Origin of the sequence: Humibacillus xanthopallidus (assembly GCF_006717145.1) — a bacterium.
Classification (GTDB): Bacteria; Actinomycetota; Actinomycetes; order Actinomycetales; family Dermatophilaceae; genus Humibacillus; species Humibacillus xanthopallidus.
On the sequence record NZ_VFQF01000002.1, the window covers coordinates 969024 to 988685 of the forward strand.

The 19662-nt window shown below is 70.0% G+C and carries 19 protein-coding genes and 1 tRNA gene; 7 read left to right on the forward strand and 13 right to left on the reverse strand.

Features of this window, described 5'->3' with window-relative positions; genetic code table 11:
• Window positions 1–17: 17 nt before the first annotated feature.
• The 3 genes from FHX52_RS15165 to FHX52_RS15175 all read right to left on the reverse strand — a co-directional run bounded on the left by FHX52_RS15165 (window position 18) and on the right by FHX52_RS15175 (window position 2094).
• Complete coding sequence (locus FHX52_RS15165) at window positions 18–1160, reverse strand: peptidoglycan-binding domain-containing protein (RefSeq protein WP_246069998.1); 1143 nt, start codon at window positions 1158–1160, stop codon at window positions 18–20.
• A 254-nt stretch (window positions 1161–1414) separates the two neighbouring features.
• The gene (locus FHX52_RS15170) at window positions 1415–1930 is read right to left on the reverse strand and encodes a DinB family protein (protein WP_141823159.1); all 516 of its coding nucleotides are present in this window, start codon (window positions 1928–1930) and stop codon (window positions 1415–1417) included.
• A 91-nt stretch (window positions 1931–2021) separates the two neighbouring features.
• Window positions 2022–2094, reverse strand: a tRNA-Lys gene (locus FHX52_RS15175).
• A 253-nt stretch (window positions 2095–2347) separates the two neighbouring features.
• Between FHX52_RS15175 and FHX52_RS15180 the strand changes: the two genes are divergently transcribed.
• Both FHX52_RS15180 and FHX52_RS15185 read left to right on the forward strand, forming a co-directional pair.
• The gene (locus tag FHX52_RS15180; protein ID WP_246070155.1) at window positions 2348–2929 is read left to right on the forward strand and encodes a PAS and ANTAR domain-containing protein; all 582 of its coding nucleotides are present in this window, start codon (window positions 2348–2350) and stop codon (window positions 2927–2929) included.
• A 152-nt stretch (window positions 2930–3081) separates the two neighbouring features.
• On the forward strand, window positions 3082–3603 hold the full coding sequence (locus tag FHX52_RS15185) for a YbhB/YbcL family Raf kinase inhibitor-like protein (RefSeq protein ID WP_141823161.1): 522 nt from the start codon (window positions 3082–3084) through the stop codon (window positions 3601–3603).
• 60 nt (window positions 3604–3663) lie between these two features.
• Here FHX52_RS15185 and FHX52_RS15190 read toward each other — a convergent pair whose 3' ends face one another.
• Window positions 3664–4524: a sigma-70 family RNA polymerase sigma factor gene (locus tag FHX52_RS15190; RefSeq protein WP_141823162.1), complete on the reverse strand. Its 861-nt coding sequence runs from the start codon at window positions 4522–4524 to the stop codon at window positions 3664–3666.
• A gap of 211 nt (window positions 4525–4735) precedes the next feature.
• On the opposite strand from FHX52_RS15190, the gene FHX52_RS15195 reads away from it, so the two are divergent.
• Window positions 4736–5347 (forward strand): hypothetical protein, encoded by a 612-nt coding sequence (locus tag FHX52_RS15195; RefSeq protein WP_141823163.1) that lies wholly within the window; start codon window positions 4736–4738, stop codon window positions 5345–5347.
• 176 nt (window positions 5348–5523) lie between these two features.
• Here the strand turns inward: FHX52_RS15195 and FHX52_RS15200 are convergent, their stop codons facing one another.
• Complete coding sequence (locus FHX52_RS15200) at window positions 5524–5781, reverse strand: hypothetical protein (RefSeq protein WP_141823164.1); 258 nt, start codon at window positions 5779–5781, stop codon at window positions 5524–5526.
• Window positions 5782–5876: 95 nt separating this feature from the next.
• Between FHX52_RS15200 and FHX52_RS15205 the strand changes: the two genes are divergently transcribed.
• The 3 genes from FHX52_RS15205 (at window position 5877) to FHX52_RS15215 (ending at window position 7862) form a co-directional block, all read left to right on the forward strand.
• Complete coding sequence (locus FHX52_RS15205) at window positions 5877–6056, forward strand: hypothetical protein (RefSeq protein ID WP_141823165.1); 180 nt, start codon at window positions 5877–5879, stop codon at window positions 6054–6056.
• 173 nt (window positions 6057–6229) lie between these two features.
• Window positions 6230–6850: a DUF47 domain-containing protein gene (locus tag FHX52_RS15210; RefSeq protein ID WP_141823166.1), complete on the forward strand. Its 621-nt coding sequence runs from the start codon at window positions 6230–6232 to the stop codon at window positions 6848–6850.
• A 7-nt stretch (window positions 6851–6857) separates the two neighbouring features.
• Entirely contained in the window at window positions 6858–7862 is a 1005-nt protein-coding gene (locus FHX52_RS15215) for an inorganic phosphate transporter (protein WP_141823167.1), read from the forward strand.
• A 121-nt stretch (window positions 7863–7983) separates the two neighbouring features.
• Here FHX52_RS15215 and pstB read toward each other — a convergent pair whose 3' ends face one another.
• The 7 genes from pstB to mshD all read right to left on the reverse strand — a co-directional run bounded on the left by pstB (window position 7984) and on the right by mshD (window position 16688).
• The gene (gene pstB / locus FHX52_RS15220; RefSeq protein WP_141823168.1) at window positions 7984–8760 is read right to left on the reverse strand and encodes a phosphate ABC transporter ATP-binding protein PstB; all 777 of its coding nucleotides are present in this window, start codon (window positions 8758–8760) and stop codon (window positions 7984–7986) included.
• Between the two features lie 21 nt (window positions 8761–8781).
• Entirely contained in the window at window positions 8782–9744 is a 963-nt protein-coding gene (gene pstA / locus FHX52_RS15225) for a phosphate ABC transporter permease PstA (RefSeq protein ID WP_141823169.1), read from the reverse strand.
• Entirely contained in the window at window positions 9741–10748 is a 1008-nt protein-coding gene (pstC, locus tag FHX52_RS15230) for a phosphate ABC transporter permease subunit PstC (RefSeq protein WP_141823170.1), read from the reverse strand. Before pstC ends, pstA begins: the two co-directional genes overlap by 4 nt.
• A gap of 81 nt (window positions 10749–10829) precedes the next feature.
• Window positions 10830–11954, reverse strand: a complete 1125-nt coding sequence (pstS, locus tag FHX52_RS15235) for a phosphate ABC transporter substrate-binding protein PstS (RefSeq protein WP_141823171.1) — start codon at window positions 11952–11954, stop codon at window positions 10830–10832.
• A 248-nt stretch (window positions 11955–12202) separates the two neighbouring features.
• The gene (locus FHX52_RS15240; RefSeq protein ID WP_246069999.1) at window positions 12203–13144 is read right to left on the reverse strand and encodes an NUDIX hydrolase; all 942 of its coding nucleotides are present in this window, start codon (window positions 13142–13144) and stop codon (window positions 12203–12205) included.
• A gap of 162 nt (window positions 13145–13306) precedes the next feature.
• Window positions 13307–15640: an RNA degradosome polyphosphate kinase gene (locus FHX52_RS15245; protein ID WP_141823172.1), complete on the reverse strand. Its 2334-nt coding sequence runs from the start codon at window positions 15638–15640 to the stop codon at window positions 13307–13309.
• Window positions 15641–15770: 130 nt separating this feature from the next.
• The gene (mshD, locus tag FHX52_RS15250; RefSeq protein WP_141823173.1) at window positions 15771–16688 is read right to left on the reverse strand and encodes a mycothiol synthase; all 918 of its coding nucleotides are present in this window, start codon (window positions 16686–16688) and stop codon (window positions 15771–15773) included.
• Between the two features lie 221 nt (window positions 16689–16909).
• Here mshD and FHX52_RS15255 point away from each other — a divergent pair, with 221 nt between their 5' ends.
• Complete coding sequence (locus tag FHX52_RS15255) at window positions 16910–18775, forward strand: bifunctional metallophosphatase/5'-nucleotidase (RefSeq protein ID WP_141823174.1); 1866 nt, start codon at window positions 16910–16912, stop codon at window positions 18773–18775.
• An 89-nt stretch (window positions 18776–18864) separates the two neighbouring features.
• On the opposite strand, the gene FHX52_RS15260 is transcribed toward FHX52_RS15255, so the two are convergent.
• Complete coding sequence (locus FHX52_RS15260) at window positions 18865–19560, reverse strand: response regulator transcription factor (protein WP_141823175.1); 696 nt, start codon at window positions 19558–19560, stop codon at window positions 18865–18867.
• Window positions 19561–19662: the final 102 nt, after the last annotated feature.

The following is a 19662-nucleotide window of genomic DNA, read 5'->3' on the forward strand; positions in this document are numbered from 1 at the left end:
CAGCGCTGAGGGGGTGCCTACGGGGCCGCTGACGAGGAGGGCGACACCGTCGTGGTCACGGTGGAGGTGACGGTCGATGTCACGGTCGCGGTGGGCGTCTCCTTCGCCGTGGCGATCGCCTTCTCCAGCGCGGAGACCGTTGCGGCGTCGACCTTCCCGGTGGTCGGCACGCCCAGGTCCTTCTGCAGCGTCGTCACGGCCTCGGTCAGCGCGTCGGTCCACTGCCCGTCGACCGGGCCGTCCCAGTAGCCGGCGAGCTTGAGGGTCTGCTGGACGGCAGCCGTCGAGGCCACCTGGGCCCCCGCGGTGGCGCCGCCCTTGGCGACGAGGTCCGCCCGCAGCGCCGCCTCCGTGGCCTTGTCGACACTGCCGGTCACGGGCAGGTCGTGCGCCTTCTGCAGGGCCTCGACCGCGGCCACCGTGGTGGGACCGTAGACCCCGTCGACCTTGCCGGTGAAGTAGCCGGCTTCGGCGAGATCCTGCTGCAGGGCTGCCGTGTAGTCGTGCACGGCCGCGGCGGCCTTCTCCTGCTGGGCGTCCGTGAGGCAACCCGTGGCGGCATACAGCTGCAACCACGCCATCTGGAGGGCGACCGCGGCCGCGTTGAACTGCACGCTGGCGGCACGCAGCGGGGTGGCGTCGGAGATGCCGGCTTGCGCGGTCGCGAAGTCGCTCTCGGCCTGTTGCACCCGCGTCACGACCTCGCCCGGCACCGTGGGGGTGGACGACGGGGTCGGGGACCCCGATGCGGTGGCCGTCGCGGGCGCCGTGCCGCCTGTGGCAGCGGCACGCGCCTTGGCGAGCTCCGCCTCGGCGGTGGCCAGCTCCTGCTCGGCGGTGCCGATGGCCTCATGGGCGGAGGCGGCCGCCTCCCCGGCCGAGACGGCGTCCGCGCTCGGCTGCTTGAGGTCGCGGCCGGCGGTCGTGACGTCGCCGACGGTGGGCGCGGTCTGGTTGAGGACGTCTCCGTAGCGGTCGAGGGCGGTGATGTAGGCGGCGCTGGAGCTGCAGAACTGGGCCGTCGCAGCAGTGGCGGACGCCTTCGCGTCATCCAGTGCCTTCTGCTTGCTCGTCACCTTGGCCTCGGCGGCCTGCACGGCGGTGTTGCCGTTGTCGGCGTTGCCACACCCCGCGAGCAGGCACACTGCCAGGGCCGCCACCGCGACTCGCGTCCGCGACCGTCTCGTCACGGGAGCCAGCCACATTCGACGGGGCCCAGCGTCGCGACCGTCCAGCATCTGCACCACTCCCTCGGATCCGCCGGACTCGACTGCCGCCCACGGGGATCGAAGACGTCAGGCCGGTGGCATGCACGGTAGTGAGCGCCGGCGCGTCGCCCCTCACTCTTTGAGGGCGACTTCGAGCGGGCTCCCGACGTGTGAGCGCAGGAGACGTGCGGATGCGTCGAGTCCTGCTACGGCTCCTCGCCCGTCTGGCCGTCGATCAGCTCTCGAGCCAGATCGAGGTGGCCGGCATGGCGCGCGTACTCCTGGATGAGGTGGAGCAGGATCCAGTGCAGCTGGGGTGCCGCGGCGGTGTCGGGGAACCGGCCGCCCACGCGAGCGGTCTCGGCCAGGTCATGGGCCTCGACCACGCTCCGGGTGCGGCGCCCGGCCTCCTCGAGCAGGGCGGTGAGCTCCTCCGCCGTCAGGTCGGGCGACACCCAGCCCGTGCCCTCCCGGTCCGCCCACGGGTCCGCCATCGTCTCAGCCATGAATCCCCAACGGATCCAACGGCGCTCGACGTTCGCCAGGTGGTTGACGAGGCCCGCAGGTGTCCAGCCGGAGGGCACGGTGATCCGCTGCAGCTCGTCGCGCTCCAGCCCGCCGATCTTGCAGCTGATGACGGACCGGTAGTAGTCCAGATAGCTCAACAACAAGCCGCGCAGGTCGGGCGTCGAGGACGGCTCGGGGAAGGCGTGGGACGACATGGTCGCCATCTTCCACGGCGCCGGGGACAGGCGCACGCGACCGGCGTTCTCGTGCCCAGGGCGCAGTCGGGCTGTTGTCGAGGTGATGCAGTGGGCCCCGTCGGGCTCGAACCGACGACCGGCGGATTAAAAGTCCGATGCTCTACCGACTGAGCTAGAGGCCCGGGGTGGGGGAGTCTAACGGCAACGTCCCGCGCAGCCGGAGCGGACGGCACAGGTGCCAGCTCCGCCGGGCTGACCCACGGCCAGTATGCCGCAGCCTCCCCCTCGGCTGCGCCTGCCCTCTGCGCTGCTCCCGTATGCCGGGGGGCGGGGTTCGTCGGGCAGGACCCAGGCGGGGCTGACAGGTGCGCGCAGTCGGTGAGATTCTGGTGCTGCAGGTGCAGGTGCAGGGGATGTAGGAGGAACGCCTTGAAGATGCGTCCAGCCTTCGGTGAGTGCGTCTACGACTACGCCACGCAGACGTGGTGGTGGTCCGATGACATGTATGCCGTTGCCGGTTTGACTCGGAGCGACGCCGATCCGTCCGAGCTGCTCTTCAAGCGCATGCACGAGGAGGACCGGGGCGTCGTCTCCGAGACGCTCGCCGCGGCGATCGAGGCGGGGACGCCGCTGTCCGGGCAGTACCGGCTCTACGACGAGGACGACCGGATGCGCTCGATCGCCTTCGTCGGCGATGCCGAGCGCGACGCGGACGGCGAGCTCGTGCGGATGCGCGGCTTCGGCTTCGACGTCACCGGGGTGGTCGAGGAGCTGGCCAACGCGGCCGTGGCCGCCGCCACGACGAACCGCGCAGCGATCGAGCAGGTCAAGGGAGCCCTGAGGTTCGCCTACGGGCTCGACGACGCGGCGGCCTTCGGCATCCTGTCCCGGTACTCGCAGGCGAGCAACGTCAAGCTCGGCGTCATCGCGCAACGTGCCGTTGATCGTCTGGGAACCGCGAAGGCCGGCGACATCTCGGTCATCCAGGTCATCGAGGAGGCGGCCTCCGCTCCGTAGGGTCGGCGGGGGAGGGCAGTGACCGCGAGGTGGGCCCCGCCGGGTGTACGCGTCTGAGAGCCGGCGTCCTCGCCGGACGCGGTGAGCCCCCAGACGAATGGGGTATCACTGGAGTCCCACCCACCGCGTCAGCAGACCTCCAGGAGCACCGAATGAGCCTCGCCCGCAAGGTCGCCCCCAACCCCTACGACTACCTGCCGCCGGTGCCGTCCTTCGACGTCACGAGCGATGACATCAACGACGGGTCGCCGCTCAAGGACGACCAAGTCGCCGACCGCGGCAACACCTCCCCCCAGCTCTCCTGGAGCGGTGCCCCGGAGGGCACCCAGAGCTACGTCGTCACCTGCTTCGACCCCGACGCCCCCACGCCGTCGGGCTTCTGGCACTGGGTGCTCGTCGACGTGCCCGCCGACGTGACCTCGCTCGACGCCGGGGCCGCCTCAGGTGCCTTGCCCGGCAAGGCTTTTCACGTCCGCAACGACGGCGGAGACCACGGATTCATGGGGGCTGCGCCACCGAAGAGAGACATGCCGCACCGCTACTTCTTCGTCGTGCACGCGGTCTCGGAGCCGACCCTCGGTGTCGACGAGAACGCCTCGCCGGCCGTCGTGTCGTTCAACCTCGCCTTCAAGACGCTGGGGCGCGCCATGGTCCACGGCACCTACCAGCACTGACGACCGGCAAGGATCGACGCCGGGCCCCCGGGCCCCGGCGTCGATCAGCAGGTGGTGCGGTCAGGCGGAGACGAGCTGTGCCCGACGAGGCTCGGCGGGACGAAGCCCAGACGGACGGATGACGGTCGGCCGCAGCTGCGTCGGACGCAGCTCGGTCTCCTCGAGGTGCTCGCGCAGCTCCTCGAGGATGCGGCGCAGGAGGCGGCTGACCTGCATCGCCGAGAGGCCCATCGCCTCTGCGATCTCGGCCTGGGTCATGTCACGGGTGAAGCGCAGCTCGACGAGCTCGCGGTCACGAGGTGAGAGGTGCTGCAGCGCGGTGCGCACGACGATGCCCTCGTCGAGCCCCGGGTCGGTGAGCGCGTCGGCCCGACCGTCGATGAGGTCGAGCACCGGGCGGCCGCCCTCCGTCGTCGTCGCGTCGAGCGAGGCAGGGCGCAGGTTGCTCGCAGCGACCTGCGCCTCCTTGACCGCATCGAGGGTGAGGTCGAGCTCGGCTGCCAGCTCCTCGAGACTCGGCTCGTGGCCCAGGCTCTGCTCGAGCCGCGACCGCGAGTCGGTGACGAGCTGCCGGCGCTCCTGCAGGCTGCGGGGCGGGCGGACGAGCCAGCCGTGGTCGCGGAAGTGGCGCCGCAGCTCACCCGTGATAGTAGGCGTCGCGTAGGCCCCGAACTCCGTGGCCTGGGCGAGGTCGAAACGTTGGACAGCCTTGAGCAGGGCGAGGAACGCCACCTGCTCGAGGTCCTCGCGCTCGATGCCCTTGCCGGCGTAGCGGTGGGCCAAGGAGCGGGCGAGCGGCAGGTGCAGCCTGGTGACGGCCTCGAGCGCCCTGGAACGCTCGGATTCGCTGCCAGCAGAGCGAACTGCGGTGATGAGCGCTCGGGTCTGCGCGTCACGCGGAGCCCTCGACGGGTCGGTCATGCGTCCTCCATCAAAGATGTGGCGGCGCTTTCTTGACCGACGTGACAGACGTTAGACAAAGCGTGGACAGTGCGCAACTCCGCTGTCCAACGTTGCGCGTCCGACGGCATACCGGAGCGCCCTCGGTGTCGGTGTCGAGCACTGCGGATGAGGACGCGGCGCCGGTGGATCGCGGGCCCGCGCCGTCAGTGCCGGGGGTTAGCCTGCGGGGATGAGCGAGAGCGAGCATCGCAACCACAGGCGGCCCGCCTTCTTCAGCCCGTCAGCCCTCGAGGCCCACGGGCCTGCCTACGACCCCACGGAGCAGATCCACGTCGCCCACGAGACGGCGCAGGCGCTCGTCCACGCCGGCCGTGCGGCCGCCGACCCCGCGGTCACGCAGAAGCTCGTCGCGCTCGTCGACGACATCGGCCTGTCGACCCTGGCCGAGCTCTGGTCGCAGCGGCCCGCCCGCTCGCTCCCCGGCGCGCTCTGGCGCCTCTACGTGCTGCGTGAGTGGGTGCAACGCGCGCCCGACGAGGCCAGCCGGGAGTATGCCGCGGGCATCCGCTTCACCGGGCCCAACCACGCCGTCGCCGGCGCTGCCGAGCCCCCCGGCCCCGAGGAGATGAGCCGCGTCATCGACGAGGTGCTGCGCGGAGTCTTCGAGGGCGACCTCGGGGTCGCCCTCGAACGCGCTTCTGCCTTCTGCCGCGTCGTCTCGGCGGGACGTGCCGACATCTCCTCCGGCGGAGACACGGCGCAGCAGGCCGCCAACATGCTGACGATGGCCGACGACCTCACGGCCTGTGCGCGGCTGTGGAGGGCCGGCGCGCTCGACTGACGGCGTCACGCTCCGACCCGGCCACCCGGCATACGGCCTCGACGTGGGGAGCGCGGCAGGTCGCGAACCGGGGGACGGCTGGGGGTTGCGCGTCAGCACCTTTGGTGATCCTCCGCGACGCGATTATTCTGTTCCTCGCGTCGGGTCGCGGTAGCCCCGGGTCCCAAATTCAGCCGCTACGAGCGGCCCTGTGCCGAGAGGCGCTCCCGGCCCGACGCCACATCATCCGGTTGCCCGGTCGCCCTCGACCCGACGGGCTCCTGCGCGGGCGCAGCCGAGCGGCACAGCACCTCGTGGGCCCGCATGTCGCCCTCGACGGAGTAGCGCGCCCGGCGGGCGGGACTGCTCCACGCGCATGTGCCGCAGAGCCCCACGAGGAAGCTCCCGCGCACGACGACGGTCCACGGGTCGGCTGCCTCGACATCGGGGCGCATGTCGCCATGATGCTCCTGCGGAGGGAACGTGGAAACCCCTGTCTCGTTTGTGGCTAAGGACCACGCCGTCCAGTCCGGCGATCTAGATTGATGGCATGACGCCCGAGGATGAGCGGTCCGGAGACCTGCTCGACGTTGCCCTGGCCGACGAGATCGAGCTCGTCAGCGACCTCGTGGTGGCCGCCTCGGCGACGACGCGTCATTTCACGCCTGCCGAGGTCGACGCGCTGCTCGGGATCGCCCCGGCGCGCGGGGCCGGTGCGACGACCGCCTGAGGGCGGTTTGGGATGTCGTGTCCGCTTCGCCCGGCTGGGTCGGGCTGCGCTCGGACACCCCCAGGTCCGTTCGACATCGCGGTGAATGGCAGATGTCGGCTCGGTTGCGTGCAGAGGTCCAAGTACCCGTAGCATCTTCCCGGACCCAGACCCCCATCGACCGGAGCACCCCCGTGGGTTTTCGCCTCACACCCCAGGACACGAGTTTCTTCACGCTTTTCACCGCACAGGCCCAGCTGCTCGTCGACGCGACGCGTGAGCTGACCCGGTTCCTGGAGGTCGACCCCTCGAAGCGCCAGGCGGTGGCCGACCGGCTCAAGGAGCTGGAGCACGCCGCGGACGACGCGACCCATGAGCTCATCAACCGGGTCAACAGCTCGTTCATTACGCCGTTCGACCGCGAGGACATCCACAACCTCGCCGCCTCGCTCGACGACTGTATGGACCTCATCGAGGAGACCGGCGACCTCATCGTGCTCTACCGCGTGGGCGAGATCCCCGAGGGCCTCGCCGAGCAGTTCGAGATCCTCGCGCGCATGGCCGAGGTGACTGCCGAGGCCATGCCTCGTCTGCGGTCGCTCAAGGACCTCAAGAGCTACTGGATCGAGATCAACCGTCTCGAGAACCAGGCCGACACGCTGCACCGCAAGCAGGTCGCGGGACTCTTCACCCACTCGCCCGACCCGATCGAGCTGATCAAGGCCAAGGCCATCGTCGACGGGTTCGAGGACGCCGCCGACGCGTTCGAGAAGGTGGCCCACGTCGTCGAGGGCATCGCGGTCAAGGAGTCCTGACCCTCCGATGGAACCCACCCTTCCCCTGTTGGGGGTCATCGCCGTCATCACCCTGGCGATGGGCTTCAACTACACGAACGGCTTCCACGACGCCGCCAACGCGATCGCCACGTCGATCTCGACGCGGGCTCTCACCCCTCGGGTGGCGCTCGCCATGGCTGCGGTCGCCAACCTCTTCGGAGCCTTCTTCGGCGGCAAGGTCGCAGCGACCATCGGCTCCGGCATCATCGCGACACCCAGCGGGGTCAACGGCCTGTGGCTCGTCGCCGCGGCCCTCATCGGTGCGACTGGTTGGAACCTCATCACGTGGTGGTTCGGACTCCCGTCGTCCTCGTCGCACGCGCTCATCGGCGGCCTCGCCGGAGCGGCGCTGGCGGCAGGCGTCGCGGTGCAGTGGCAGGTGATCTGGACCAAGGTCGTCATCCCGATGGTGCTCTCGCCGATCTTCGGTCTCACCATCGGCTACCTCTTCATGCTCGCCATCCTGTGGGGCTTCCGCCGCGCCAATCCCTCCAAGGTCACCCGTGGTTTCCGCGTTGCCCAGACCGGGTCGGCCGCCGCGATGGCCTTCGGCCACGGCCTCCAGGACGCCGCGAAGACCGCTGGTGTCGTCGTGCTCGCGCTCAACATCTCGGGCTACCACGAGGGCTCCTCGATCCCGCCCTGGGTGCTGCTGATGTCGGCGGTCGTCATCTCCGCCGGCACGTATGCCGGTGGGTGGCGGATCATGCGCACCCTCGGCCGCCGCATCATCAACCTCACGCCCCCGCAGGGCTTCGCCGCCGAGACCACCGCGGCGTCGATCCTCTACGTCGCGGGTCTCGTCTTCGGTGCGCCGATCTCGACGACGCACACGATCACCTCGGCCATCATGGGCGTCGGCGCGACCAAGCGCCTGTCGGCCGTGCGCTGGGGTGTCGCCGGCAACATCGTCGGGGCGTGGTTCCTGACCTTCCCCGGGGCTGGCCTTGTCGCCGTACTCACGTGGTACATCACCGGCATCTTCCGCTGACACCCACCAAACCCAATCCAAAGAGCAGTTCGTCGGGGTTCGGCGTGGGGGTGACCTCACGCTGGGCCGACGAACTGCTCTCTCGATTGGGGTTGTGCCGACGAAGTGCTCTTTCGATTGTCTAGCCGAAGCGGCCGGAGATGTAGTCCTCGGTGGACTGCTCCGACGGGTTGTTGAAGATCCGCGTCGTGTCGTCGATCTCGATGAGGCGGCCGGGCTCGCCCGTGGCCTTGAGGTTGAAGAAGGCCGTGCGGTCGGAGACCCGGGCCGCCTGCTGCATGTTGTGCGTGACGATGACGATCGTGAACTCGCTCTTGAGCTCGTTGATGAGGTCCTCGATGGCGAGCGTCGAGATCGGGTCCAGGGCCGAGCACGGCTCGTCCATGAGGAGCACCTGCGGCTGCACGGCGATGGCGCGCGCGATGCACAGACGCTGCTGCTGGCCGCCCGAGAGGCCGGCGCCGGGCTTGTTCAGGCGGTCCTTGACCTCGGTCCAGAGGTTGGCGCCCTTGAGCGAGGACTCGACGATGCCGTCGAGGGTCTTCTTGTTCTTGACGCCGTTGAGGCGCAGCCCGGCGGCGACGTTGTCGTAGATCGACATCGTCGGGAACGGGTTGGGACGCTGGAAGACCATGCCGATGGTGCGGCGCACCGTGACCGGGTCCATCGAGGGGGCGTAGAGGTCCTGGTCGTCGAGCATGACCTTGCCCTCGACCCGGCCGCCGGGGATCACCTCGTGCATCCGGTTGAGGGTGCGCAGGAAGGTCGACTTGCCGCAGCCCGAGGGGCCGATGAAGGCCGTGACGGACCGGGGCTCGACCGTCATCGAGACGCCCTCGACGGCCTTGAAGGAGCCGTAGTAGACGTTGAGGTCGGTGACGTCGATTCGCTTTGCCATGTCTGGACGCTTCGCTTTCTCTTACTTCTTGACCGAGCCGAAGTACGCGATGACCCGGCCGATGATGTTGAGCAGCAGGACGAGGATGATCAGGGTGAGCGCTGCCGCCCACATCCGCTCCGCCGCGGTGGCGAGCGCGAAGTCGCCGCGGTCCTGGTTGATCATCATGGGCAGCGTGGGGAAGTTGCCGTTGAACAGGTCGCGCTGGAAGTTCTTCGTGTACGGGGCGAGGATCAGCAGGGGAGCGGTCTCACCCATGACGCGCGCGATGCCGAGCAGCACGCCGGTGATGATGCCCGAGAAGGCGGTGCGCAACACGACCTTGACGACCGTGACCCACTTGGGCACGCCGAGCGCATACGCCGCCTCGCGCAGCTCGTTGGGCACGAGCTTCAGCATCTCCTCGGTGGAGCGCACGACGACGGGGATCATGAGCAGCACGAGGGCGAGCGCCGCGGCGAAGCCCGAGCGGCTGAGACCGAAGGTCGTCACCCACACGGCATAGATGAAGAGCGCGGCGACGATCGAGGGGACGCCCGAGAGGATGTCGACGGTGAAGCTGATCGCCCTGGCCAGCTTGCCGCGGCCGTACTCGACGAGGTAGACGGCGGTGAAGATGCCGATCGGCACGGCGATGAGGGCGGTCATGCCGACCATCTGGAGGGTGCCCTCGATGGCGTGGCGGGCGCCGCCGCCCGCGTCGTCGGAGTTGATGTTGCGCTGGTTGCCGGTCCACCACTCCATCGACCCGAGCAGGTGGGCGCCCTTGGAGATCACCGTCCAGAGGATCCAGACGAGCGGGATCATCGCGAGGAAGAAGCAGAACCACATGACGACCCGGGCGATGACGTCCTTGACGTTGCGGGCCCGGTGCGGGCTGCCCATCTGGCGCAGCGCGTCACGGCCCTGGCGCCCCCCGGGCGGCGTGGCGTCGTCGGGGACGGAGGCGTCGTCGGGCCGGCGCTCGTCGGTGATGGCGCTCATTCGGTGAAGGCCTTCCTGCGCTCGATGACGACCCGGGCGATGCTGTTGACCACGAAGGTCAGCACGAAGAGGACGAGACCGGCCGCGATGTAGGCGCCGGTCTTGCTCGGGTTGCTGAACTCCGCCGCGTTGTTGGCGATCTTGGAGGCGAAGGTCTCGCCGCCGTTGAAGAGCGACCACGTCCACGGCGAGCCGTCGGCGAGGGCCGAGACGAGGAAGGTCACGGCGATCGTCTCGCCGAGCGCGCGGCCGAGGGCCAGCATCGACGCGGAGATGACGCCCGGGCGCCCGAAGGGCAGCACCGCGGTGCGGATCATCTCCCACTTCGTCGCGCCGAGCGCGAGGGCGCCCTCCTTGTGGGCGAGCGGCGTCTGGTCGAAGACCTCGCGCGACAGCGCGGTGACGATCGGCAGCACCATGATCGCGAGGACGATGCCGATGAAGAAGATCGTGCCCCCGGAGATGCCGGTGGGGGCGAAGAGCGGGAACCAGCCCAGCTTGTCCTCCATGAAGCCCTGCACGGGCTTGAAGAAGGGGCTGAAGGTGATCAAGCCCCACAGGCCGTAGACGATCGAGGGCACCGCGGCGAGCAGGTCGACGAGGGCGGCGGCCGGGCGGCGCATCCATGCGGGGGCGTACTGCGTGATGAAGAGCGCGACGCCGACGCCGACGGGTACCGAGATGAGCATGGCGAGGGTCGAGGCCGTCACGGTGGTCCAGAGGAACTCGAGGATGCCGAAGCGGGGGTTGTCACCGCCCGGGGCCCACTCGCGCGAGGTGAAGAAGTTGGCGCTGTTGTCGGCCAGCGCGGGGATCGCCTGGACGATGAGGAAGACGGCGATGAGGCTGACGAGGACGATGACGACGACACCCGAGAGGGTGGCGGCGCCGCCGAAGATGCGGTCGCCCACGCGGCCCGTGGAGGCGGCGTCGCCACTCAGGGGAGGCCTGCCGTCAGGGCCGGGCAGCTCGTCGGTGGCAGAGACACCGGTCACGCTCGACACGTGGTTCCTTCTTCCTGGAGGGGGCTGGTGGTGCCGCGAGGGGCGGACACCGGATCACGGCGCCCGCCCCCGCACATCGGGTCAGGAGATGGCGTCGACAGCCGTCTGGACCTTGGTGGCGACCTCGGTCGGCAGGGGCGCGTAGCCCTTCTCGCCGAGCTGGCTCTGGACCGCGTCGGAGGAGAAGGTCTGCAGGAACGCCTTGACCTTCTTGCCCGTCTCGGCGTCGGGGTACTTCGAGCAGACGATCTCGTAGGTCACGAGGACGATCGGGTAGGCCCCGGCCTCCTTGGTGGCGTAGTCGATCTTGAGCGCGAGGTCGTTGCCCGTGCCGGTCTGCTTCGCCGTGGCGATGGTCTTGCCCGCCGACTCGGCCGTCAGCTCGACGGGGCCGGAGCCGGTGTCGATCTGGGCCATCTTCAGCTGGTTCTGCTGGGCGTAGGAGAGCTCGACGTAGGTGATGCCGCCGTCCTGGCCCTTCGTGGCGGTGGCGACACCGGCCGACTTCTCCTTGCCCTCGCCCTTGCCGGTCCACTTCTTGCCGGTCTCGTAGGACCAGGCCTCGGGCGCAGCGGCCTTGAGGTACTTCGTGAAGTTCTCGGTCGTGCCCGACTCGTCGGAGCGGAAGAAGACCTTGATCGGCGTGGCCGGGAGGGTGACGCCCTTGTTGAGGGCGGCGATGGCCGGGTCGTTCCACACGGTGATCTTGCCGTCGAAGATCTTGGCGGCGACGTCGGCGTTGAGCACGAGCTTGTCGACACCGGCGACGTTGTAGGCGATGGCGATCGGACCGGTGACCATGGGCAGGTTCCAGGCCGGCGAGCCGCACGCCTTGGCGGCGTCCTCGGACTCGACGGCGCCGTCCTTGGGGACGGTCTTGAGCGCCGAGTCGGAGCCGGCGAAGTCGACCTGCTTGGCGATGAACTGCTTGATGCCGGCGCCGGAGCCCGTGGGCTGGTAGTCGACGTTGGCGTCGGTGCAGGCGTTCTGGAAGACGGAGATGGCTTCGTCAATGGCGTTCTTCTGCGCCGAGCTGCCCTCGGCCTTGAGGTCGCCGGAGAAGCAGTTTGCGCTGCCCGTGGCACCGGCGGAGGTGCCGTTGCCCGCGGGCGTGGTGGTGCTGGTGTTCTCGGATGCGCAGGCCGAGAGCGCAAGAGCGCCGGACAGGGCGATGGCGCCGAGAGCGCTGATACGCGAAACAGACACGAGCGGTTCCCTCTCGATGGGGGTGGTCTGGATGCCGGGCGGTCAGGCCGACCGACGGTGGTGGACTCTTCATCCACCGGCGACGCTAAGCCGGTCGGGTGACCGTTTCTCCCCGTCCGGTTAACGGCAGGTGAACGCGGTCTGACGAGTTGGGGAGACCGGTGGTCTCGTCGTGCGCGCTCGCGTTCGCCGCCGCACGATGAGGGGTTGAGAGGAGCCCCCGTATGCCGTCCGGCCGGGTCCCGCGCTCAGGTGTCGATGCGCTCGACGCCGACGACCCGCGCGTGCTCGCCGACGCCGTGGACGTGGCAGACGAGCACCTCGCCCTTGCGCATCGCCAAGCGGGCCGCCTCGTGCAGGCGGGTGCCGACCTCCGTGTGGTCGGGACCGGCGCGGTGCCCGAGCGACTCGAGCAGACCGGGCAGTACCGGGCCGTGGCTGCAGAGTGCAGCCGGCTCTCCCCGGGCGAGCAGGCGCGCGAGCTCGCGCGCCGCGTCGTCGGGGCTCTCGGCGTAGCCCTCCTCGGAAAGGCCGTCACGGGTGCGCAGCTTGACGCCCCGCGACGCGGCATACGGCTCGACGGTGGAGCTGCACCGCACCGACGACGAGCTGACGACGCGGGTGACGCCGTAGGCGTCGAGCACGGCGGCGACGCCCGTCGACTGGGCCCGCCCGACGGCGTCGAGCGGGCGCAACCGGTCATCGCCCTTCCACTTGCTGCGGGGGGTCGCCTTCGCGTGCCGCACGAGGGCGAGCGGCCACGTGTCGAGCTCGCCGGCCCTCTCGGCCCGCACGAGCGCGAGCAGCTGCTCGCGGTCGCGGGCGTAGTCGAGCCGGACGTTGGCGGTGCGCACGTCGACCCAGGCCACCTCGTCGATCTCGTGGAGCAGCTTGCCCGACCCGCCGGTCACGACCGAGGCCCAGTAGTGCACGACCTTGGTGGCCGGGGCACCGGTGGCGTCGAGGATGGGGTACTCCGCCAGGGGCAGCGGCGTGCCGAGGCGCACGACGAGCCCGGTCTCCTCGAAGGTCTCGCGCGCGGCGGCGACGCTGGGGTGCTCACCGGGGTCGAGCTTGCCCTTGGCCCACGACCAGTCGTCGTACTTCGGCCGGTGGACGAGGGCGACCTCGAGCCGCCCGTCGCGGTGGCGCCACGGGATGGTGCCGGCGGCTGGGACGATGGAGGCCACGCGCGACAGTGTGCCGCATGTGGGCGTCCTGGGCGCGGTGGTGACACCGCATCCGCGAGAATCTCCCGCCGGAGAGCCCTGTCGTCAGCCCCGTCGGACAGCCCACGTCAGCCCCGTCGGACAGCCCACGTCAGCCTCGGCGTCAGCCCGTCGACGGCCCCGTCAGCGGCGCCGGGCCTTGCGCCGGCGCTTGTCGTGGCGCTCGATGAGCTTCGCCTGCACGTCGTCGAGCGGCTCGCCGCTCTCGCTGAGGTGGTGGCGGACCCAGCGTCCGTCGGAGCCGAGGTCCCACCGCGACGTCGTGTCGGCGAAGCCGAGGTCGAGTAGGTCGGCGAACTCGAGGATGTGGCTCGGCTCGGTGATGCGCACGAGGGCCTCGACCCGGCGGTCGAGGTTGCGGTGCATCATGTCGGCACTGCCGATGTAGACCTGCGGGTCGCCGCCGTGGTCGAACCAGAAGACGCGCGAGTGCTCGAGGAAGCGGCCGAGCACCGAGCGCACCCGGATGTTCTCCGACAGGCCCTCGACGCCGGGCCGGAGGGCGCAGATCCCGCGCACCCAGACGTCGACCTTCACGCCGGCGATGCTCGCGCGGTAGAGGGAGTCAATGAACGCCTCGTCAACCATCGAGTTCACCTTGATGACGATGCGACCGGGAGGCGCCGCCTCGTCACGGTCCTCGTGGATCTCGATCTCCTGCTCGACGAGGTCGATGAGGCCCGAGCGCACGGAGCGCGGCGCGACGAGGAGGCGCTTGAACCTGCTCCGGGGAGCGAAGCCCGAGAGCAGGTTGAAGAGGCGTGACAGGTCCTCTCCCACCTGCGGGTCGGTCGTGAAGAGGCCGAAGTCCTCGTAGACCCGGGCCGTCTTGGGGTTGTAGTTGCCGGTGCCGATGTGGCAGTAGCGCACGAGCCCCTCGGCCTCCTGGCGCACGACGAGGCAGAGCTTGGCGTGCGTCTTGAGCCCGACGACGCCGTAGACGACGTGGACGCCCGCCTCCTCGAGCTTGCGTGCCCACGAGATGTTGTTGACCTCGTCGAAGCGGGCCTTGATCTCGACCACCGCGAGCACCTGCTTGCCGGCCTCGGCGGCGTCGATGAGGGCGTCGATGATCGGGGAGTCGCCCGACGTGCGATAGAGCGTCTGCTTGATGGCGAGCACCTTGGGGTCGCCTGCAGCCTGCTCGATGAAGGCCTGCACCGAGGTCGAGAAGGAGTGGTAGGGGTGCTGGACGAGCACGTCCTTGTTGCGCACGGCCGTCAGCAGGTCGATGGCCTTGGCGCTCTCGGTCGGCGCGAAGTCCGGGTGGGTGCGCGGGAAGAACTTCGCGAACTCGAGGTCGGAGCGGTCGATGTCGGCGACCGTGAAGAGCCCGCGCAGGTCGAGGGGGGTCGGCAGCCGGTAGATCTCGCGGTCGCTGATCTGCAGCTCGCGGGCGAGCATGTCGAGCACCTTGGGGTCGATCTCCTCCTCGACCTCGAGGCGGATCGGCGGCCCGAAGCGCCGCCGTGTCAGCTCCTTCTCGAGGGCGGTGAGGAGGTTCTCGGCGTCGTCCTCCTCGACCTCGAGGTCCTCGTTGCGGGTGACGCGGAAGGAGAAGTGCTCCTGCACGAGCATGCCGGGGAAGAGCTGGTCGAGGTGGCTCGAGATGACGTCCTCGAGGGGCACGAAGCGCTTGCGCTCGATCTCGGAGTCGATGTCCTCCTCGACGAGGATGAAGCGGGGCAGGCTCGGCGGCACCTTCACTCGGGCGAAGTGCTCGGAGCCCGTCTTCGGGTTCTGCAGCAGGACCGCGAGGTTGAGCGAGAGGCCCGAGATGTAGGGGAACGGGTGGGCCGGGTCGACGGCCAGCGGCGTCAGGACGGGGAAGACGCGGTCGGCGAAGAAGAAGTGCAGCGGCTCGCGGTCGTCCTCGTCGAGGTCGTCCCAGCGCACGATCGTGATGCCCTCGTCCTCGAGGGCGGGGCGCACGTCGTGCTGGAAGACCGCCGCGTGCTGGTGCATGAGCTCGTGGGCGAGCCGGGCGATGCGCTCGATGAGCTCGCGCGGCTCGAGCCCGGCGGCCGTGCGCACGGCGAGACCGGTGGCGATCCGGCGCTTCAGCCCCGCCACGCGCACCATGAAGTACTCGTCGAGGTTGTTGGCGAAGATCGCGAGGAAGCGGGTGCGCTCGAGGAGCGGCACGGCCGGGTCCATCGCGAGCTGGAGCACCCGCTCGTTGAACTGCAGCCAGGACAGCTCGCGCTCGAGGTAGCGGTCGGCGGGCAGGTCGTCCTCGGGCTCCGGCTGGGCCGCCGTGCCGACGAAGCGGCCGTTCGGGCCCCGGGCCGGCACGCGGCGGCCCTGCACCGTGCTCGTGAAGGAGCTGACCTCGGCCTCGAGGCCCTCGCTCGCCGCGCCCTCCTCGGCGCGCGCGTCGTCGCCTTCCTCCGCGTCCGCACTCGCGCTCGTGCTCAGGTCGTCGAGGTCGGTGGTCGTGAGGCTCCCGGTGCTCATGTGCCCATGGTGGCACCGATCGGCCCGGCTGGGGTCAACATGTCTCGCCCCCGGGCGCTCGCCCCCGACGAGTCTGTATGCCGTCCCGCCCGGTCCCGCTCGCCGGCACCCCCTGCCGCGCGAGCGCCCTTCAGGGGCGGGCGAACTGCTGGTGCACCTCGACGTCGGTGAAGCCCAGCGCCGAGTAGGTGCGCACGGCGGCGACGTTCTCCTCGTCGACGTAGAGCACGACCCGGTCGAGGCCGAGCGAGCGCAGGTGGTCAAGGCCCAGCACCGTGACGAGACGGCCGAGTCCCTGCCCCTGCCGCTCCGGCGACACCGCGACGACGTAGACCTCGCCGACCTCGCCGTCCGGGGGGTCGACCTTGGTCCAGTGCGAGGCGGCGAGCCGGTCGGGGTCGGCGGCGTCGACGACAAAGATGAGCCCTGCCGGGTCCCACCACGGCTGTGCGATCCGCTGCTCGAGGTCGGGTCGCCGGAGCGAGCCCTGCTCGGGGTGGTGGGCGAAGGCGGCTGCGTTGAGGGCCAGCCAGGCCTGCTCGTCGCGTCCGCGCTCGAAGGTGCGGACGGCATACCCCGGCGGCACGGCGGCGACAGGCCACGGCGTTCCGGACTGCAGCGAGCGGCCCATCACGTGCAGGCGGCGCACCGGCTCGACGCCGAGGGCGGCGGCGAAGGAGGAGGCAGCGGCGGCGCTCGCGCCGGAGCCGTGGCTCCAGATGCGGGCGTCGCGGGGGAGCGCGTCGGCCAGGGCCCGGCCGACCCCCTGCCGGCGTGCGGTCGGGGCGACGACGAGCTCGGCCGACGGGGGCTCGCCCGCGACGCCGTCGCGGCACTGGGCATAGCCCACGACAGCGCCCGAGCCGTCGAGGGCGAGCACGTGCTCGACGCCGTCGACCTCGCGCGCGCCCGCCGAGAGGCGGAACTGCTCCGACAGCGGGGCGGAGCCGTCGTGCCGGGTGGCCTCCTGCGCGAGTGCCAGCACCGCCTCGGCCTCGGGGGCGGTCAGCGGGTGCTGGTGGTCGCGCACGGCGAGGGTCGGCGGCATACGGCGATTCCACCACAGCCGGTGGACGAACCGGCGCGACCCCGGACCGACCGAGAGGGTGATCTGTCCGCCCAAGCACCCGCGTCGCCACGAGTCTTCCCGTCTGCCACCGCGTCGTCATCAGTCTTTTACCCGACAACCCACATTTGGCACTCAGGCGAGGCTAGCCTCCCGTGTGATGCCCCCGGGCACCGAACACCACCGATGAGCAAGGGGAAGACATGTCCCGTTCCACCCGCCGCTTCGCGGGAGTCGCCGTCGCCGGCCTCTGCGCCGCGGCCGCGCTCGCAGCGCCGGCTGTTGCCGACAACGGCAACCAGAAGAGCGACCCGCAAGGCCCGCTGGTCAACATCCAGCTCCTGTCGTTCAACGACTTCCACGGCAACCTCGAGCCGCCGAGCGGCTCGAGCGGGCGCATCGTGGTCGACCACGCCCCTGACGCAAAGGACGCGGACAAGGACAAGAACGTCGCCGAGCCCATCGACGTCACCGTCGACGCCGGCGGTGTCGAGTACCTCGCCTCCCACCTCGCGCAGGCGCGCCAGGGCCACCGCAACACGCTCACGGTCGCCGCGGGCGACATCGTCGGCGCGTCGCCGCTGCTGTCGGCGGCCTTCCACGACGAGCCGACGATCCTCGCGATGAACAAGCTGGGTCTCGACGTCACCTCGGTCGGCAACCACGAGTTCGACGAGGGCTACAAGGAGATCCAGCGTCTCGCGCACGGCGGCTGCATCGACGACGGCGACGGGCAGAACAACCAGAACTCCTGCCCGACCGGCTCCTTCCCCGGCGCGAGCTTCGACATCCTCGCCGCGAACGTCATCGAGAAGGCGAGCGGCCAGACGATCCTGCCCTCGTACTCGATCAAGAACCTCAACGGGGCCAAGATCGGCTTCATCGGCATGACCCTCAAGGACACGCCCAACATCGTCACCGCCTCGGGCGTGGCAGGGCTGGAGTTCACCGACGAGGTCAAGACCGCCAACGCCCTCGTGCCGGTGCTCCGCGCGCAGGGCGTCAAGGCCATCGTCGTGCTCATCCACCAGGGCGGCACGCCCAGCGCGCAGCCGTGGACCAGCCCCGTCGACGGCAAGTCGTACAACGCCAACCCGACCTACGACTACACGTGCCAGGGCGGCGGCAGCCTCAAGGACGACTCGGCGATCCTGCCGATCGCGGCGGGCCTCGATCCCCAGATCGACATGATCGTCTCGGGTCACACCCACCAGCCCTACGTGTGCAACGTCAAGGACCCGGCCAAGAACGACCGGCTCGTCACCTCGGCGTCGTCGTTCGGCCGACTCTTCACCGAGACGAACCTGCAGTACGACCGGCGCACGCAGGACATCGTGCGCAGCTCGGTCACCGGGACGAACATGATCGTCACGCGCGACACGAAGGACCCGGCCCAGACGGCGCTCATCGCGCAGTACAAGGAGCTCGTGCGTCCGATCGCGTCCAAGGTCATCGGCCACATCACGCAGGACGTCCTCAGGGGCGCTCCCGGCATCAACGCCGGCGGGGAGTCGCAGCTCGGTGACCTCATCGCCGACGCCCAGCTCGCCGACCCGTCGGTCGTCACCGGCGGCGAGAAGCCCGTCATCGCCTTCATGAACCCCGGCGGCATCCGCGCCGACCTCGTCTACGGCGCCTCGGGCTACGGCGAGGCACCTGGTGACGTCACCTACGACGAGGCGTTCACGGTCCAGCCGTTCAACAACTACCTCGTGTCGATGACACTGACCGGGGCGCAGATCAAGGCGATCCTCAACCAGCAGTGGACCGGCAGCAACGCCGGGAGCGGCAAGAAGATCCTCCAGGTCTCGAAGGGCTTCGCCTACAGCTACTCCGGCACCACACTCGGTGCGGTGACGCTGGGCGGCAGCCCGCTCGTCGACGGCCAGTCCTACCGCATCGTGACGAACAACTTCCTGCAGGGCGGTGGCGACGGCTTCCCGACCTTCACGCAGGGGACGAACGTCTACTACGGCGGGCTCGACATCGACGCGTTCGCCAACCACCTCGCCTCCTTCAACCCGACCGGCTACACGCCCGGTCCGCTGGACCGGATCTCCGGCAGCTGACGAGGAAGCGAACCCCGCACCACGAGGTATGCCGCCCAGCTCACCGAGCTGGGCGGCATACCGCTGTCGGGGGCGGGGTCCGAGGAGGGTCAGGCCCCGACGGGCGCGTCGGACGGGCGGTCCGGCACGAGGCGGTAGCCGACGTTGCGCACGGTGCCGATGAGGGCCTCGTGGTCGGGGCCGAGCTTGGCGCGCAGCCGTCGAACGTGGACGTCGACCGTGCGGGTGCCGCCGTAGTAGTCGTAGCCCCAGACCTCCTGGAGCAGCTGGGCGCGGGTGAAGACCCGGCCCGGGTGCTGCGCGAGGTACTTGAGCAGCTCGAACTCCTTGTAGGTGAGGTCGAGGGCGGCACCGCGGAAGCGCGCCGAGTAGCTCGCCTCGTCGATGACGAGCTCGCCCGAGGTGATCGGCATGTCGAGGTCGGCCTCGTCGTCCTGGCCCTTCGTCATGGCAAGGCGTAGGCGGGCGTCGACCTCGGCCGGGCCGGCGCTGTCGAGCAGGACGTCGTCGAGGCCCCATTCGGCCGTGAGACCGGCGAGGCCGCCCTCGGTGAGGACAGCCAGCAGGGGCGTGCCGATACCCGTCGTGCGCAGGACCCGACAGAGCGAGCGGGCGCTCGCGAGCTCGCGGCGGGCGTCGACGAGGACGATGTCGCAGTCGGGGGAGTCGACGAGGGCGGTGGCCTCGGCGGGCAGGATCCGCACCGTGTGGCTGAGCAGTCCGAGGGCAGGCAGGACCTCGGCGCTCGGAGCGAGCGCATTGGTCAGCAGCAGCAGTCGGGCCATCTCATGCAGGATAGGCGAGACTGGTCACGTGCGGCCGGATGACGCTGCACGGTGAGACGCAGCGCGGACGCCCCCGCCGCGGCGTGACACGGCCACGACGAG

What these genes read in the sequence shown, in the direction of transcription:
- FHX52_RS15245 (WP_141823172.1), bottom strand. Translation starts at nt 15,640, where the DNA reads ATGAGCACCGGGAGCCTCACGACCACCGACCTCGACGACCTGAGCACG.
- FHX52_RS15180 (WP_246070155.1), top strand. Translation starts at nt 2,348, where the DNA reads ATGCGTCCAGCCTTCGGTGAGTGCGTCTACGACTACGCCACGCAGACG.
- pstB (WP_141823168.1), bottom strand. Translation starts at nt 8,760, where the DNA reads ATGGCAAAGCGAATCGACGTCACCGACCTCAACGTCTACTACGGCTCC.
- FHX52_RS15255 (WP_141823174.1), top strand. Translation starts at nt 16,910, where the DNA reads ATGTCCCGTTCCACCCGCCGCTTCGCGGGAGTCGCCGTCGCCGGCCTC.
- FHX52_RS15190 (WP_141823162.1), bottom strand. Translation starts at nt 4,524, where the DNA reads ATGACCGACCCGTCGAGGGCTCCGCGTGACGCGCAGACCCGAGCGCTC.
- pstA (WP_141823169.1), bottom strand. Translation starts at nt 9,744, where the DNA reads ATGAGCGCCATCACCGACGAGCGCCGGCCCGACGACGCCTCCGTCCCC.
- mshD (WP_141823173.1), bottom strand. Translation starts at nt 16,688, where the DNA reads ATGCCGCCGACCCTCGCCGTGCGCGACCACCAGCACCCGCTGACCGCC.
- FHX52_RS15185 (WP_141823161.1), top strand. Translation starts at nt 3,082, where the DNA reads ATGAGCCTCGCCCGCAAGGTCGCCCCCAACCCCTACGACTACCTGCCG.
- FHX52_RS15170 (WP_141823159.1), bottom strand. Translation starts at nt 1,930, where the DNA reads ATGTCGTCCCACGCCTTCCCCGAGCCGTCCTCGACGCCCGACCTGCGC.
- FHX52_RS15205 (WP_141823165.1), top strand. Translation starts at nt 5,877, where the DNA reads ATGACGCCCGAGGATGAGCGGTCCGGAGACCTGCTCGACGTTGCCCTG.
- FHX52_RS15215 (WP_141823167.1), top strand. Translation starts at nt 6,858, where the DNA reads ATGGAACCCACCCTTCCCCTGTTGGGGGTCATCGCCGTCATCACCCTG.
- FHX52_RS15200 (WP_141823164.1), bottom strand. Translation starts at nt 5,781, where the DNA reads ATGCGCCCCGATGTCGAGGCAGCCGACCCGTGGACCGTCGTCGTGCGC.
- FHX52_RS15195 (WP_141823163.1), top strand. Translation starts at nt 4,736, where the DNA reads ATGAGCGAGAGCGAGCATCGCAACCACAGGCGGCCCGCCTTCTTCAGC.
- FHX52_RS15260 (WP_141823175.1), bottom strand. Translation starts at nt 19,560, where the DNA reads ATGGCCCGACTGCTGCTGCTGACCAATGCGCTCGCTCCGAGCGCCGAG.